The sequence below is a fragment of the Chlamydia sp. 16-02 genome, from assembly GCF_042235055.1.
GTDB lineage: Bacteria > Chlamydiota > Chlamydiia > Chlamydiales > Chlamydiaceae > Chlamydia.
Genome location: NZ_CP114172.1, coordinates 921,324 through 936,667 on the forward strand (window position 1 = coordinate 921,324; position 15,344 = coordinate 936,667).

The window sequence follows — 15,344 nt, forward strand, 5'->3', positions numbered from 1 at the left end:
GAAATAGAGCAGATTCAAAGATCAAAAGGCGTTGCGTAAATACACAACGCCTTTTTTATTAGTTTTAGAATTTTCTAATTGTTGGTTTTAGGGACTATAATATCCATGATATAAAGGAGATAGATAATTCCTTCGGGCTTGAGTTCGTAATTATCATCGTAGAAACAATCTACTACTAAATCGATATGTGCTCCTGTTTCAGGAAGATTTAGGATATTAGCAACTTCTTCGAGTAAGAAATTATAAACGCGTGCTTGTATTTCAGCTTCTGATGTTGAGAATGCATTATGGATATATTGTATCAAATCAGAGTGCGATCTTCGGTAAACCTCTATAAAGCTATTTTTAAGCTCTGTATATTGTGCTACCTTTTGAGGAAGAGTTGAAGTCTGGCGTAAGGTAAGGTCAGAGAGATTCTCATTTAAATGATCGGTGATTAAGCCAAGTTGTTCGCCACACAAACGTTTCAAGCCATTAATTTCATGCCACTCTTCTTTATTAGCAACGAGTTGTTGTTGGGAAAGCAAATGTTCTTTAAACATTTGTAACCATAGTAGTATCTGGTCTCTTCCAGAGTTTCGTGTATTGTAGAGATTATTGATAGACCTGAAAATGGTCTCTCCCCAAGTAGGTTTACATGTATTTGCATAGGAGGAGATTTCTTTAAGTGCTGCGCTTTTATTTTCTTGAGAAATTTTAGGATCCTCTAGAGCTAAGAGCAGGTGATGCATCATGATAGGAAATGCTTGAGCATCAGGGTGAGACGGGTCTTCTTTTAATAAAGAAGTGAGATAGTTCATAATAGTTGCCCAACCAGAATCCCAACAATTTAGATTATTAATTAGTCTTGTGAGTTTTCTATAATCACATAAATTCCTTGAGTAGGATGTTGTTGCTAATGAGTTTAGAAATGGTGAGGGTAGAGGAGCTAGACGTAAGACATCTGGCGACATATTAATTTCAAATTCCCCGGATACTTTTTGGAGCACCGCCCTTTTTACCTCATCAACAAATGCTTGTTGGGTTTCTGTTAATGGTTGGAAGACTTTTTGAGTTTCTGGAAGAAGAGAGATCTCGTCTGTTTTCCTTTGATAGGTACAAGAAATTGCTAGGATGAGTAGTTTAATGGGAAGGAGTAGAACATAGACAACTAGAGAAATAAGGACAGAAACAATGCATACTAGAGCGATAAGTAGACGATCTAGACAAGATTTTGGATGTTGCAATCCTAGAGTAGAACCTATTTCTCGAAAAAGTCTGGAGAAAAGACAACAGCAGTTGATCTGTTTTATGAGAGTGATAATGCGTTTACAACACGAGGAGGTTGGGGAATCTGGGGGTGACGGTAGATAAGGATTATTTGGGTTAAGGGATACGCTCATTTCTAGTGTATTCTCTAAGGGTTAAATCAGTTTATTATTTTAATATTCTATCATTATAACAGTTTGATTCTAATTCTAAAGTTCTTTTTATTAAGTTATTGTAATATAGTTTTTTTATATTAACTTTAACTATAAAGTTTGAAATCAAGGTCGTTCTTGGTGGGAAAGAGAATTTCCAGTAAAAAGTGGAATCGTTATAGATTATAATTCTGTATAGAGAACGTACCGAACAATCATAACAAGATCGTCTTTTTCCGAAACGTGTATATGGAATCATTTTATGTTCGAGACAAAAGACTAAGGCGACATAATTAGGTATTATGTCGCCTTAGCATCGGTAGGAAATAGATACAGGTGTCTGAAGGTTTATTAGTTGTTATTTTGCGTAGACACAATTCCTTCTTTTAAGAGTAAGTAGATAATCGCTTCTCTAGATGGTTTATAGTCATTTTCTTCAGGGAAGAAGACTTCCATCATAATATCTGCACGATGTTCTTCAGGAATGCCCGCAGTTTCTAAGTCAGCAAGGACAATCTCTCTTAGAGATTGAATCTGATCTTCAGATCCGCCAAGAGCTTGTTCTAAAGCAGAATTGACAATTGCATTACCACTATCACTGTAGGTGTTTAGGAATGTATCCAGGAAGTTTTGATGCTGATTTGCGTAACGTCTACTTGTTAACATCATTGTATAAGGGTCTAAAATGATACCCGCATTATCCAAACCTAATTCAGCGCCGTGATTGTGCTTAAATGCCGTCATCATATGCCACTCTCTTTCACCTCTAAAAATGTCTAAGAGAAGGTTTTCTTTGAAGACTTGTACCCAAGTAAATACAGTATTTGTCGAAGCATCATTAGAGTTAAATACAGCTTGCAATTCTTGACCTGCAACTCTCACCCATGTAGGAGGACATCTGTCACTATAAGAAGCTACGTTATTGATAATTGATAATTTTTTATCATTAGGTATAGCTCGATTATTTAAGAGTTTAAGCAATTGGAACATAGTCGCTCGTGCGAGAGCTTGAGCTTCTCCTGAGCTAACGGATCCCGATCTTCCATCTGACAAGTGTCGTAAGATTTCTGCCCAGTGATCACGTATAGTTCTGTCTGATGTGATTTGTGCGATGCGATTTTCCAATGGATTACGGATTGGTCGCCAGTTATTGGGCGCATCTCTCATCAATGATTCTAAATACTCATCATTGGCAGGAGCAAGGTGAATATTATTCATATTCGCGAATACAGGACGAGATAATGTATTTCTTAACAATTGTGCATATCCTTGTACTTCTTGAGCAGTTGCCTGAGGATTAAATGGAGGGAGAATAGGACTGGCTAATGTGCTACTCGCGGCTGCGCCCGCACTCGCAGAATCTTCAGTTATAGCAAGTGTCTCGGGACTAAGGATATTTTGAAGTGCTAATTCCTGTTGCATTGCCTCTATCCACGTAGCTGGAGAATCATTGTGATAAGAAGCAACATATTTTAAGAGCTCTTCTTTTCTCTCGCGAGAGACATTAGTATTCCTCAAGATAGAGTTAATTTTGAACAGACATCCGCGGGCAAGATCTTGTATTTGCTGATCCGCAATTTCTGGATTAGTTTTGTTAGATATTACATCCAACATTGAGAACCATTCTCTACGCAAGGTTAGACTTGGTGTTGTCTCGGTGATATTATTTCTTAATCTATTTAAGAAAGTCCAACGTCTTGGTGAATTTTCTATAAGATTACGGATAAATTCATTATTTCTTCTCGCGTACTCTTCAGCAGAGAGATCCCCGAATCTTTCTTGAGCTTCTTCTATAGAAATAGGCTCGTAGTCAGGTGCAGGAGCTGGTGTTGCAACAAATACCTCTAGAGGTAGTTGAAGCAGATCAAAGTTCTCTGCCTCTACTCCAGCTAATGAAGCAAGTAGGTTGATATGTTGGTTATAGTATTCAGGAGCTAGTTCGGGGAAGTTATTTTGTAGAAATATATATCTAGGATCATTCGGGGACATTAATTCTTCAGCAGTAGGAGGAGGGGGCGCGGGTTCTACTTGCGGAGAAGCAAGAGACCTTGGTTCGTCAGAGAGATTTAATGATGTAGGTCGTATGGGTTGCCCAGCAACTAAATCAGGAAAAGCAATAAGTGCGGGTAGGTTGAGGACGTCTTCATCACTTTCACCTACAGTAATGCCTTGAAGTCGTACATTTACACGAGCGCCGTGGATAAGTACGCTGTGATCCGTATTTGGATAAACCCTATTTAAGAATTCTCGAGCAGTCAAGGTTTGATCGACTTCCTGACCAACAGAGACCGCTGCTCCAGATGTATCAACAGCTAGAGATGCTGGTTGACTTGATGTGTCTTGTTGTTGAGGAGCTGTTTGATCTCCCGGTAGAGAAGCAGTAGAGGCTGGCTGAGATGGAATGATTGAGGGTTGAGGAGATCCAATCGGAGATGGAGCTCCTTCTGGGAAAAACATTGAGGCAGGAAGATCAAGTATATCTGTTCCTTGAGGGAGATCCTGAGGGTGTAGGAAAGTAACCCCTAAATTTTCTAGGGTGATATCAGATAAGTCTCTTTCAGGATAGTTTGCTTGTAGATATTGTCTCAGTGTAATGTCTTGAGGAACTGTGTCAATTGACTGGATAACTGGATGGTCAGGGATGCTTATTTGATCTACAGAAGTACGCCGTGCTGGGGATTGCGGGCGGATAGGTATAAAGGATGCAGGAGCAAATCTGCTTGAATCTAGTCCTGCAGAAATACCGGAATCAGAACCTCGTCTACTGGGCGGAGGTATTTGTTGGGGGAATTGAGGTGTTGCATGAATTTCTTCTCCTCTTACAGCGGGTCTAGAGACGCAGGGACAGCAGCTTAATCCTAGCAGGATTAACTTTATCGGAAGAAGAAGAATACAGAGGAGAACTGTGATGATGGCGGATAAAACAAAGATAAAAACCCATCCCGCACCGGAACGCAATTCCGGATTTAAACAAAGACAAGATCCCAGTTTAGTGCTTAACGCATTGAATATGGATCTAAAAGAAATCTTTTGATTTGCGGTTTTTATAAGAGAAGTTTCGTGCAGTGCAGAAGCAGGTGGTGGCGGTGCAAAAGCAGCACGAAAATTATTGTGTTCTAGCGACATAAAAATTTACCTAAATGAAAAATATGCCAAAAATTCTCCCTAAAAGGGTCATTTTCGTGCCTTTTAAAAAAAGGCTAGAGAAGTTTAAAAGAACACAAGATTATTTGCAACTTTTTTATTTCTATGTAGTTACTGTTAAGTGATTTTATCTACGGTTTTTTTGTTGATTATAAAGATTTCTTTACAAGTTGATTTATTCAATATTTAAAAGGCATAAATCCTGAAGCCTTCGCGTTATTTTTTCTACAGTTGTTTGTGTCTCCGTGGTTAGAATCCCTTGCTGGAGGAGGATAAAAGCAACCCCCTTAGTGTTTAATTCAAATTGCTCATCATAAAATAAAGAAGATAGGACCGAAGCAATTTCATTTTCCGGAACTTTTAGTTTTCTCATAGTTTCACATAGATATACTGCTATAGAATTCTTCAGTTCCTGAGAAGACTCGATAATTTGATAACGAATATATTCAATAAGGTTCCTTACAGAAGCTCTATAGTTAGAAAGAAATCGTTTATAAACACGATTATAGAGAGCTTGTTTTTTTAGAATTAGGTAGCCAGTGAATTGAATGCGTACTAGCGAATCCATATTCAGACCTAAAGAGCGTCCGTGATAATGTTTGAAACTCGATATATGGTGCCACTCTTCAGAAGCTCGATTAGCAATGGATTGTAAAAGGTTTTCTTTGAACGTCTGTACGCAAAGTAGTACATAGTTAATGCTCGTGTCTTGTTTGTTGTAGATCGCAGATAATTCTCTGAATATGACTTCGATCCAAGTGGGGGGACAAGCGTTTGCGTAAGATCCAATATAGTTTAGGAGTTGTTGTTTTTTCTCTTTGAGAATAGTTGGGTCTTGCAAAGCTATAGTTAGCTTTTGCAAGACTGTATAGTATAGCGACCCCTCATACGATATTTCCTGTTTGGAAGAGGTTTCCTGATTTTTAAGATGTTTAGTGTAGGCATAATTAAGTATTTTCTTCCATGGTTCAGGTAGGGTAGAGCACAGTATATATATCTCATGTTCTAGATTGCATAATTCCCAAGGATGAGTTTCTGGAATTAAGAAGGATTGAAGAAAAGGAGAGGATTCCGGAATAACGCTGAGATTCCTGGAGTCGATGTAGAGTTGTTGACTCGTTATGTCCTTGATTTTACGTACGAAGGTTTGTAAGGGGGATAATGTTGTTATTTCAGGATCTTTTAAACATAAGCTGATTGCTAGGATAGCGAGTTTTACAGGATAGAGAAGTAATAGGAGAATAGCGCTAACAAGGGCTGCGAGAATAGAAATAAAAAGAGTTTTGCAGGGCTTCAGAGTATTAGTGGTTTGTGAGTATTTCAATAAGTCAGTTTTTATAAACGTGTAGAGAACATGAATATGAATACTTTCTGCATATCCTTGTAGAGTGTGTTTTAACGTTTTTTTTGGTATGACATTTATCGAATAAATGGGGAAACCATTAGAAAGAATGTTTGTCATAGAGTGTGTCTCAGTTTAAAAGAATTAATTCATCACCAAATGCGAGGCAATACGCGCATATTAGGAATAGACTTGCGTGCCTACAAATCTTTGATATCAGGTTGTTGATGTAAATAAAGCTTCTGAGGTGTCGTATTAACTACTTTCTCCTGAATCAGGAGAGAACGTCTATGCAGTGTGTGGTATAGATGGCAGATTCTTACAAATAAATTATAAAGGAGCTAATTCTAATCAAAAGATAGTCTTAATGACAAATGCTGAAAATAAAAGAAGCATAAGAGAGATAGAGAATTCTCTTAATTTTAAAAGAGATAATTGATCAAAAAGGGTCTCTAAAGGTCTTTTTTTTGCCTAGCGCATATTTTGTATCGATCCAAATTAGGATATTTGTCCCTTCGAATATTTTTTCTGGTAATTTTTAGTTTTTCTTTTTATTTGATTTTAAATGATTTAGGTTAAATTTAATAATAATTAAATGAGCACTTCTTAATAAGAACTTGAAATAAAACAGAGTAGAAAATACTATATTTCAGCCGTTTATAATTTGGGTTGATTTTCTTATGAAGTGTGCTTCTCCTTGTTTCTATTTGAAATTGGAGAACTCTGATGATCGTTGTTGTAATTTTCTTGATTCTCGAGTTCGTTTAGTTGCGACTATTTTATCAATAATAGTGAGTTTATTGATTGTTGCTGGAGCTATAACTGCGGTGGTGCTTTTTGGATCACAGTTAGGCTTGTTATACTCCACCATAATTATTGGTTTATCTGTAGCGATTGGGGTTTTGCTGTTCTGTGCGAGTTTGAGATGTTTCACTTGTTGTGCTTTAGTATCTCGATCCCAACATATCTCGGAAAATGTTGCACGGTCTTATGTCGATGATCCAAGACTATCTCAGATATCTTCAACACCCTCTGAAAATACAGAAAAAATAGAACAGAATCTGAGAGATATACTTTCAGAATGTGCTCAAGCACGTGTTGTTTATCAAGATCTTATAAATCAAAGAGACGAGTCAATTACTAGCTTACGTATTGCTAGAGAGGCATATGAGAGTGCTGATGCAGATTATCAGAGATTTTCAGATCAGTTTGTAAATCTGGAGGGTAATCGAAGTATAAGTCGGGAATGTCAAGAGTGTTTTACTACATTAAGAGAAAGATGCTTGGAATACATTCAATCTGTACATGTCTATGAAGGGATTCTTCAGCAGATTAGTTCTATGCATCATCTTTTAGACTTTCAGAAAGTGGCTTCTGCTTATGATCAGGTAAATACTTTATTAAGGGAAAGAGAAGGAAATGCTCAAACGCGTATTTGTGCTTTAGAAAGCCAACTAAGTTTGCGTAATAGAGACCTTGAACAGCTTTCTCAAATGGAAAATGAATTGCAAAGTTCTATAGAGGAATTGCAGCGTACACATGAGACAAATCAAGGGACTATACGGGCTTTGCAAATACGTTTAGAAGAAGTAGGTAAAAGTGGAGAGAGCCTTGATAATACTCCATTTTTAGAAGTGAGCGATGAATCAAGACAGCATATTAGACAAACGTTATCGATGCATGATGAATTCAGTCAAGATCAAGATCTTCAAGAGGAAAATCGTAGACTTAAGCTCACACTAGGCCTCTATCATAAGATGTTCGAAAATATAGAGACTCGCTTAGGTCCTCAATATTATGAGAGTCGTATAGCTAGCTCAAATAGTGAGGGGCTTTTAAGAGAGTTTCTAGGTAGCTCTGATCAGTATACTAGAAGGGAAGTTGATGCCATGGTGTCTCAATATTTCGAGAGTGAACGAGGAAGTCAGCAGAGAGAAGTTTCTAGTTTAAGGGAGCGGGTTGCTCAACAAGATCGCGAGATTCATAATCTGAGAATGCAAGTTGTAGAAGGTTCGGTAAGAAATGCGAGAATACATAGAGATCTCAATGCAACGAGCTTAGATATTATTGATATGACCCTAGAGGAAGATACAATTCACAACATAGTATTAGCTGATGATGATGAATTTATGGATGCGAGTGAAAACCCTATAAATCCTAGTGATCGATAGTTTTATGTCTTACAATATAAACAAATAATTAAGGAGAAATTAGTACTTATCATAAACGAGCGTGTTAGGGTTTAGCAAAACACAATTATTCCAATTTTTAAACGGTGTTTTTTTAAAGGTCTGAACAGGGGGATGAATTCTCGATGATGAATACTCAGACACATTGAATAAGAATAGATTTATGAATTAGAGAAATTCATAATTTTTATTTTTTTAACTTTCTGTGCGGTCATTCTTTCTCAACGCTTGATATTATCCATATTTTACACAAACGAGCGTAGGCAAGTTATCTATTTTATTATGGGTTTTCTTTATGAAATGTATGCAGACGAACTTGTCTTCTGGATCAGAGAGACAGGCTGTATCTACAAATGTAGACCGAACATATTCTCATACTGCTATCAACGCTCTTGCGATAGTGTCGGGAATTTTAATTATTGCTTCTAGCATTGCAGGATGTGTATTTCTAGGTGCAGATTTAGGCTTGTTAAGCGCTATTCTCTTAGGCTTTACAATTATTTCAGGGCTGATACTTATTGCTATTGGAGTATACTTTTGTTGTCAGGGGGCTGCTTTTGAGCAAGTTATTTCTAGAAGAATTTTAATAGAACAGGCTAGGGTCGCTGAATTAACAACACAACTAAACTCCGCACAAAGAGAACTGATTGCTTTACGTTCTCTACAGTTAGAAAATCAAGAAAGATTAGAACAACTCCGGGGAGATTCTATATCTCAAGAGCAACAGATGCTTTTACAGGAAAGAAGTGAATGTATAGTACATTTAGAAAGTGTAATTCAGCGATTAAGAAAAGAGCATGCCGATCTTTTAGAAGAGAAAGACAAAGAATGTTATTCGGAGATGATAAGACAAACATCTCTACGTAGTCAGCTTGAAAACAATCATCAACGAGAAATGGAGTCTAAAGAAAACTCCATTCGAGAGCGACTGCAATTTTTAGAAAATGAGATCTCTAAACAAATGGTATCTCATGCCAATGAATTGACAGAAATTCGACAAAATCTATTGCAAAACCAAGAGCAATTTAATCAAGAACTACAAGAGAAAGAACAACAAATTTCTGATTTACGAGATTCTCTAAGTCAGCAGCATGATGTAGATCTTGATCAGATTCATGAGCTAGAGGCTTTGGTAAGGGAAAAAGAAGAAAATATAACGGCCTTACAATGTGGTGTAGAACACTATAGAGATCTAGAATTAGACAGTAACATAGATTCTCTCCCCAGTGCTTTAGTTCGTATCCGACAGCAGGAAGAACGGATTGCTTTGTTAGAAACTATAAATTTACAACTGACCCCAAGAACACGTAATCGATCCTCGAGTATATAGACATTATCACTATGTTCTAAACGGGCTTCATGTTTTGTTGTGAAGCCTATCCTATTTCGCGCCTGTTTAATTTTAATTACGAAGAAATTTCAAAAAATCCTCTTTATCTGAATAAGAGATCTGAAAATAACAAATTAGAAGATCTTATTTTTTAAATCGTCGTTATTGTTTGTGAGATAATTATGAGATGTATCCCTGCGTGTTTAACGCCAACTTCAGAAGGAATAAATCAATGTTTGATTAAGGCCAATTCATCCAAGGTTTGCTTGGTAATTAATTCATTTTCTATATTTTTATCCTTATTAGTTCTTATTGCTGGTGTGACTACACTGATTTTTTTCAGTGTTGAACTAGGAGTAATTCATAGTGTGGTTTTAGCCATGTGTGTTTTAGCTTCAGTATTTTTCCTTATAATTAGCTCTTATTATCTCGCGAATAGGAAACATACTATTGGTGTATCTGATTTACAAGATCAAAGGCTAACGCAAGATAGAGCAGGAGGTTTAGATGGTATCTCAGGAATGGATTTAGGGAATGCTCAGATAGTTAATGAAATCCAAGGAGAGCTACGATCAAAGCATCAACAGATAGAAGAAATGGAAATAGAACGCCAGCGTATGTCTGAAAGAATTTTAGAATTAGAAGCTGGAGTTGCAAGATACCATGAGGATGAGATAAGAATTCGTGGATTTGAAGAACAAGAACGTATTTCGATAATAGCACAAGATGAGGAGCGTCGTGCTTTTGAATCAAGAATTCGAGATTTAGAGCAGGCGGTTTTTGATGCTGAATCCCAATCTAGAAGTCGTACATCTGATTTAGAGAGCGCTTTGGAGACCTTACAGGAAGAACGTATACAACTACAAAATCACATGACCGAATTGGAAACAGCAGTAGCAGTTAGTGCTGATCAATTATCCTCAACATCAACCGAGTTACAAAGACAGTTGGCGATGAAAGATGAGGAAATACAGAAACTACAAGACCTAAAATTACAAGTTTATGAAGAGCTTCAATTAGTACAAAAATCTTTGGAAGAAGAAGAAGAAAATAACGGTAGAATCGCAAGAAGATTTGAAAAACTTAGAGTGCAATTAGAAGGAGAAAGAGATGAACTACGTATAAAATGTTTGAATTTAGAAGCTAAGCTTGTGCAATTGGAAATATCTGTATCTAAAGTATCCAACTCTTCTGTAAATGCTGCTCATCAGGAGTCTAGGATACAAGAACTCGATGAGGTATGTAGGAATGCTGAGGAGAAAATCAGTGAATTAAAAGGCGAACTGAAACGTAAAATAGAAGTAATCTCTACTATTGAAAAGGAAATCCAGGAGGAGAGACGACGTCATGAAGAAGAAAATTCACAATTGAGACAGAGTTTATCTGAAGCCAATTTGAGAATCCATGGATTGGAACACGAACTTGCAGAAGCTACTAGTGAGAGGGAGTTGCATATTCAGGATTTTAGAGATAAACATAGTGAATACGAGAGAGAAATAGTGGCACTTAAGAATACATGTTCTACTCTTGAAGATACCATCCGTGATTTGCAAAGAGAGCCTTTGTTATTTTCAGATGAGAATGGAGATCAAACTAGGGCCTATCGAGCTTTGCAAACAGAGTTGGGAGATAAAATTGCTGAGCTACGAAAGGAAAATGAAGAGAAACACAAGAAAATTTTACGGCTAGAGGAACAAATGATTCTCTGTGCGAATGAAAAAACGCGTGCTCAAAGAGTTGCTAGAGAACAGATAACCCATCAGGTAAGTAAAAGAAAAACGGCAGAGACGGAGCTACAGGAAAGTAAATCTAAGATTCAAGAGTTAGAGACGCAAGTTGAAAGATTACGCAGTGGACGTGGACGTACTGTTTCTGATTTGCAAGGGCAAATTCGATCTTTGAATCAAGAGATACGCGACAGTAACGGAACTATTAAAAACTTGGAAAGACGTAATAGACAATTAGAAAGAACCGTTCAAGTATACACAAATGAAAGGTTGATGAGGTTAAGATCAGATTCGGGGAGATTAGGTAGTATATCTAAACTAGAGCAAGAGAGACAAAAAATAAGAATACAAATGAGTAGAGATACTAAAGACCGTGTGCGTATGGCACATCAAAGGATCCAAAGATTGGAAAACTTAAGTAAGGGCTCTTCATTAGAACAGGAAGTTTGTGAACTTAATGAAGATGCTGAGAGAAGAATTAGTTATCAAAGGATTTTTGAATTGGAAAGTGCCTTATTTAATCTTTTTCGTTCTAGTAGTTCTGCAACAGGAAGAAATAGGATAGAAAGCATGCGAGCTTTAAGATTACAGCAATATTGTGATGGCGATACGGAGTTGGAAGCCAGGGTGCGTGATTTTAATTTCCCCCCAAACGCTCCAATTAATTCTTCGGCTCTTTATGAATTGGAACAAGAAATTTTTGATACCAGAGAGGCTAAGCTATTTTCATTGCGAGAAGAGCTGGAAGAATCGCAAGGACAAATAATTGTATTAGAAACAAAAATCGTAGCCCTTACAGAGGCTCTTAGAGCGCATGAAGAGGTTCTAAGTCCTAATACTATTGAGAGAAGATCGTTAGCAGAGCAAGAAGAAGCAAAACAAGTTGCTCATGACCTGCGTAATCAATTAGAAGAATCTCGTATTCAATTAGAAGATTATCAGAAGAGATTAACTGAAGCTCAAAATGCTCTTTTACAGGTCTCTATAGAGATGCAATCTAAAGATTTAGCTCTTAGGGTTGCCGAAGATAGATTAAAGCAATTTGAAGATAAATAACGCTTTCCGTTTTGATTAAAGATCCCCCACTATCGAATGGGGATCTTTAATTTCTTATTTCTCTCTAATAAAAATATATTCTCAATATCTCTAAAGAAGTTTTTTGAAAATACAAAATTTTTTTCTTGTATAAAGTGCGCAAAAGAATCATGTATTTTTAGGTGCACAATTTATAAGAATCAGGGAAGCTTTTGAATATTCCTAAGCTTTTCTCTTTAGATTATTTCCTTCTAATTCTTCACCTAAATCTTTTACTTGTCATTTCGCATAAAGTTCTTGCATTTAAAACATTACGACCGTTTCAATGTTCTAAGTTTATTTTATTTAAAGTGAGCGGTTTATGACAACTAACCCAGTGAACACTACTTCTACTACTACTACAACGACACTTACACCTACAACACAAAAACAACCATTCTGTAGCATACAAGCAAGTAAATATCAACGAATTGCTGCTGCTATTACCTTATTAGCAGGCTTGGTACTTATCGGAGCCTTAGTAGGGGCTTTGGTTTTCTTTGCTTTACCTACATCGACAACTCTTGCTGCCATTATTGGAGTCGCGCTATTTGCTAGCGTTATTCTTTTGTCTATGGCTATGTATCAGCTAGTTTCAAGATGCCGACAGGTTCCTGGTGATGCGAAACTCATTGAGGAAAACACACGCCTACAAAGTGAAATTACAGAGCTAAAAGCTAAGCTCACACGTAATGCAATTCAATTGATTGAAGAGCAAACTCGCAGTGAATGCTTGTCAGGAGAGTTGTTAAGAGTAACAGGCGATTTAGAGTCTGCACAGCAAGAAAAATCATCTTTGACAGCTCAAGTTCGATTGTTGCAGGAACAAAATGATTCTACTCTAAAATTATTAGAAGAAAATCAGCCAGGATTATCTGAAGAACTAGGGAAGATCCAAAAAGAACTTCTTGATAAGACAGCACAGCTTGCTGGAGCCGTGGAAAAGGTAGTTCAGTTAGAACAGAAAATCCAAAACCTACAGTCAGAATTAGAGGCTTCACAAGCAGATGTTGTTATACTTACAGAAAGAAATCGTGAGTTAGAAACACAGCTTAAAGCATTGCAAGAAGGGTCTGTTCAAGAAATAGCTGGTTTGCAATCTAGAATTGAAGAGCTCCAAGCACAAATTACCAGCAAGAATCAAGAGATAGAGAACTTGCAAGCTAGAATTACTGAGCTTCAAGCTGAAAGAGGCTCTGGTAGTGAAGAAGAACAACGTCTACAAGCTAGAATTGAAGAGCTTGAAGCACAATTGACAGCGAAAAATCAAGAAATTGAAGAATTAAATCAGCAAATTGCAACTCTCACACAACAAAATAATGATCTTCTTGCAGAAGGAAACCAATTAGTTAATAAGATCGCTGAGCTTGAATCCAAAAATACAGAAGATCAGCAACAAATCCAAGGTTTAACAGAACGGATTAACCAGCTAACTCAAGAGCAGCAACAACTACAAGCTAGAATTGAAGAGCTTCGAGTTGCAAGAGGTACTGGTAGCGAGGAAGAGCAGCGTCTAGAAGCTAGAATTACCGAACTTCAAGCACAATTGACAGAGAAAAATCAAGAGTTAACTCAAGCACAGAATAAAGTTCGAGATCTTGAACTAACTGTAGCAGCTAATACTGAATTGGCAACACAAGAGTCTGGACGTTTAGCAGAGCAGATTGCGACTTTACAGCATCAAGTGACTGAGAAAGAGCAAGAGATAACTAATCTAAATACTCGCATTACAGAACTTGAATCTCGTGGTGATACTGGAGAAGAGGTAACAACTCTACGTAATAGAATTCAAGAGTTGGAAGCTCAGATTACTGAGAAAGATCAAGAGATAGCAAATCTTCAAGTTCAGAATCAGAATCTCCAAGCTCAGCTTGAAGCAAGAGCTCAAGAATTAACAGCTGCTCAAGGAGAAGTAGAGGCTTTAGAGGCTCAGGTAACGGAACTGCAAGCTCAGATTATTGAGAAAGATCACGAGATAGCAAATCTTCGAGTTCAAAATCAAGATCTCCAAGCTCAGCTTACAGATCTTACAGAGGGACAACAGGAAACACGAGATGCTAACCATCGTTTGAATGTACGAGTTTTAGCTCTTGAACAAGAGCAAGCGCGTCTCCAAGGCCAAATTGCAGGATTAGAATTAGAAATAGACAATAGAAATCAACAGATAGCGGATCTTGAAGCCAGAGTCAGACAATTAACAGAGCAATCCAATGTATTGATTCAAGAAAGAGACGGAGCTAATGAGAGAGTTACGGATCTGCAGGCTCAAGTAGAGCGTTTAGTTCAAGCACGATTAGAAGATGAACAAAGAGTTCGAGAGTTGCAAACTCAGAATGCAAATCTAACAGCAGAAAATCAAAGACTTGATGCACAGTTAACAGAAAATGTTCTAGAGATGGCACGATTACGAGCTCTGGTAGATGCGGCAGCACCGACAGTTGATCAGCCTTTAGGGTTAGGTGTGGCTGCTGTTGTGTCAGATTCAGAAGATGACGACTTTGCAGATGCTGGAGAAGGAGAGCACGTAATTGGTAACGTTGAGAACCAAGATGGTGCTAACAATAATGAAGGCAACGTAGATCAGAATGAGCCTGAGAATAACAACGAAGACAACGTAGAAAATCAAGATGGAAATGATGATGATCTAGGTAGTGAGGTTGATTAATTTACATCGATTATTACGAAATAAAAGGCTGTGAATGTGTATTTACTGTCCTTTAAATTAATAATATAAGCTCCGTTGACCCTATTGAATAAATAGGGTCAATTGCTTTTTATAATCATTAATAAGAATTTTTTAATCCTTAACAATCAAAATGGCCTATGACAATTAATTTAGATAATATCAATAATATTGAGAATCAAATAAACCCTGCGCCTGTTAGCGTAAATAAGTCTAAGCTTGTTCATGTTGCTCATATAGTTGCTGGCTTATCTGGTGTGGCGTTATTTGGTGTTCAGATAGCTTTGCTAATCCTTTTTTATACTAATCCTAGTTCTATACTGCTTGTTTTATTAGTTGTGTCTATGGTAGCTAGTTTGCTGCTTTTATACGTGGCTATAGATTACTTTATGAGTAAGTATTCTCTTCCAATCGAATTGCACAATCATACAGCAAATCAGTAGATCAAAAACGGC

8 protein-coding genes are annotated in these 15,344 nt (G+C 37.2%); 5 read left to right on the forward strand and 3 right to left on the reverse strand.

From position 1 onward, the window contains the following. Window positions 1–74 precede the first annotated feature (74 nt). The 3 genes from O1W70_RS04015 to O1W70_RS04025 form a co-directional block, all read right to left on the reverse strand. On the reverse strand, window positions 75–1,382 hold the full coding sequence (locus O1W70_RS04015; protein WP_332381124.1) for a DUF1548 domain-containing protein: 1,308 nt from the start codon (window positions 1,380–1,382) through the stop codon (window positions 75–77). Between the two features lie 369 nt (window positions 1,383–1,751). Further along, the gene (locus O1W70_RS04020; protein ID WP_332381126.1) at window positions 1,752–4,526 is read right to left on the reverse strand and encodes a DUF1539 domain-containing protein; all 2,775 of its coding nucleotides are present in this window, start codon (window positions 4,524–4,526) and stop codon (window positions 1,752–1,754) included. Between the two features lie 193 nt (window positions 4,527–4,719). Then, on the reverse strand, window positions 4,720–6,006 hold the full coding sequence (locus O1W70_RS04025; protein ID WP_332381127.1) for a DUF1548 domain-containing protein: 1,287 nt from the start codon (window positions 6,004–6,006) through the stop codon (window positions 4,720–4,722). A 560-nt stretch (window positions 6,007–6,566) separates the two neighbouring features. Here O1W70_RS04025 and O1W70_RS04030 point away from each other — a divergent pair. The 5 genes from O1W70_RS04030 (at window position 6,567) to O1W70_RS04050 (ending at window position 15,332) form a co-directional block, all read left to right on the forward strand. Beyond that, entirely contained in the window at window positions 6,567–8,057 is a 1,491-nt protein-coding gene (locus O1W70_RS04030; RefSeq protein ID WP_375797193.1) for an IncA family protein, read from the forward strand. 313 nt (window positions 8,058–8,370) lie between these two features. Next, on the forward strand, window positions 8,371–9,405 hold the full coding sequence (locus tag O1W70_RS04035) for an IncA family protein (RefSeq protein ID WP_332381131.1): 1,035 nt from the start codon (window positions 8,371–8,373) through the stop codon (window positions 9,403–9,405). A gap of 182 nt (window positions 9,406–9,587) precedes the next feature. Continuing rightward, entirely contained in the window at window positions 9,588–12,188 is a 2,601-nt protein-coding gene (locus O1W70_RS04040) for an IncA family protein (protein ID WP_375797194.1), read from the forward strand. A gap of 340 nt (window positions 12,189–12,528) precedes the next feature. After that, on the forward strand, window positions 12,529–14,871 hold the full coding sequence (locus O1W70_RS04045; protein ID WP_375797195.1) for a hypothetical protein: 2,343 nt from the start codon (window positions 12,529–12,531) through the stop codon (window positions 14,869–14,871). 158 nt (window positions 14,872–15,029) lie between these two features. Continuing rightward, a complete protein-coding gene (locus O1W70_RS04050; protein WP_332381134.1) occupies window positions 15,030–15,332 on the forward strand; it encodes a hypothetical protein in 303 nt (100 codons plus the stop codon). Window positions 15,333–15,344 lie beyond the last annotated feature (12 nt).

What these genes read in the sequence shown, in the direction of transcription:
- O1W70_RS04015 (WP_332381124.1), bottom strand. Translation starts at nt 1,382, where the DNA reads ATGAGCGTATCCCTTAACCCAAATAATCCTTATCTACCGTCACCCCCA.
- O1W70_RS04020 (WP_332381126.1), bottom strand. Translation starts at nt 4,526, where the DNA reads ATGTCGCTAGAACACAATAATTTTCGTGCTGCTTTTGCACCGCCACCA.
- O1W70_RS04025 (WP_332381127.1), bottom strand. Translation starts at nt 6,006, where the DNA reads ATGACAAACATTCTTTCTAATGGTTTCCCCATTTATTCGATAAATGTC.
- O1W70_RS04030 (WP_375797193.1), top strand. Translation starts at nt 6,567, where the DNA reads ATGAAGTGTGCTTCTCCTTGTTTCTATTTGAAATTGGAGAACTCTGAT.
- O1W70_RS04035 (WP_332381131.1), top strand. Translation starts at nt 8,371, where the DNA reads ATGAAATGTATGCAGACGAACTTGTCTTCTGGATCAGAGAGACAGGCT.
- O1W70_RS04040 (WP_375797194.1), top strand. Translation starts at nt 9,588, where the DNA reads ATGAGATGTATCCCTGCGTGTTTAACGCCAACTTCAGAAGGAATAAAT.
- O1W70_RS04045 (WP_375797195.1), top strand. Translation starts at nt 12,529, where the DNA reads ATGACAACTAACCCAGTGAACACTACTTCTACTACTACTACAACGACA.
- O1W70_RS04050 (WP_332381134.1), top strand. Translation starts at nt 15,030, where the DNA reads ATGACAATTAATTTAGATAATATCAATAATATTGAGAATCAAATAAAC.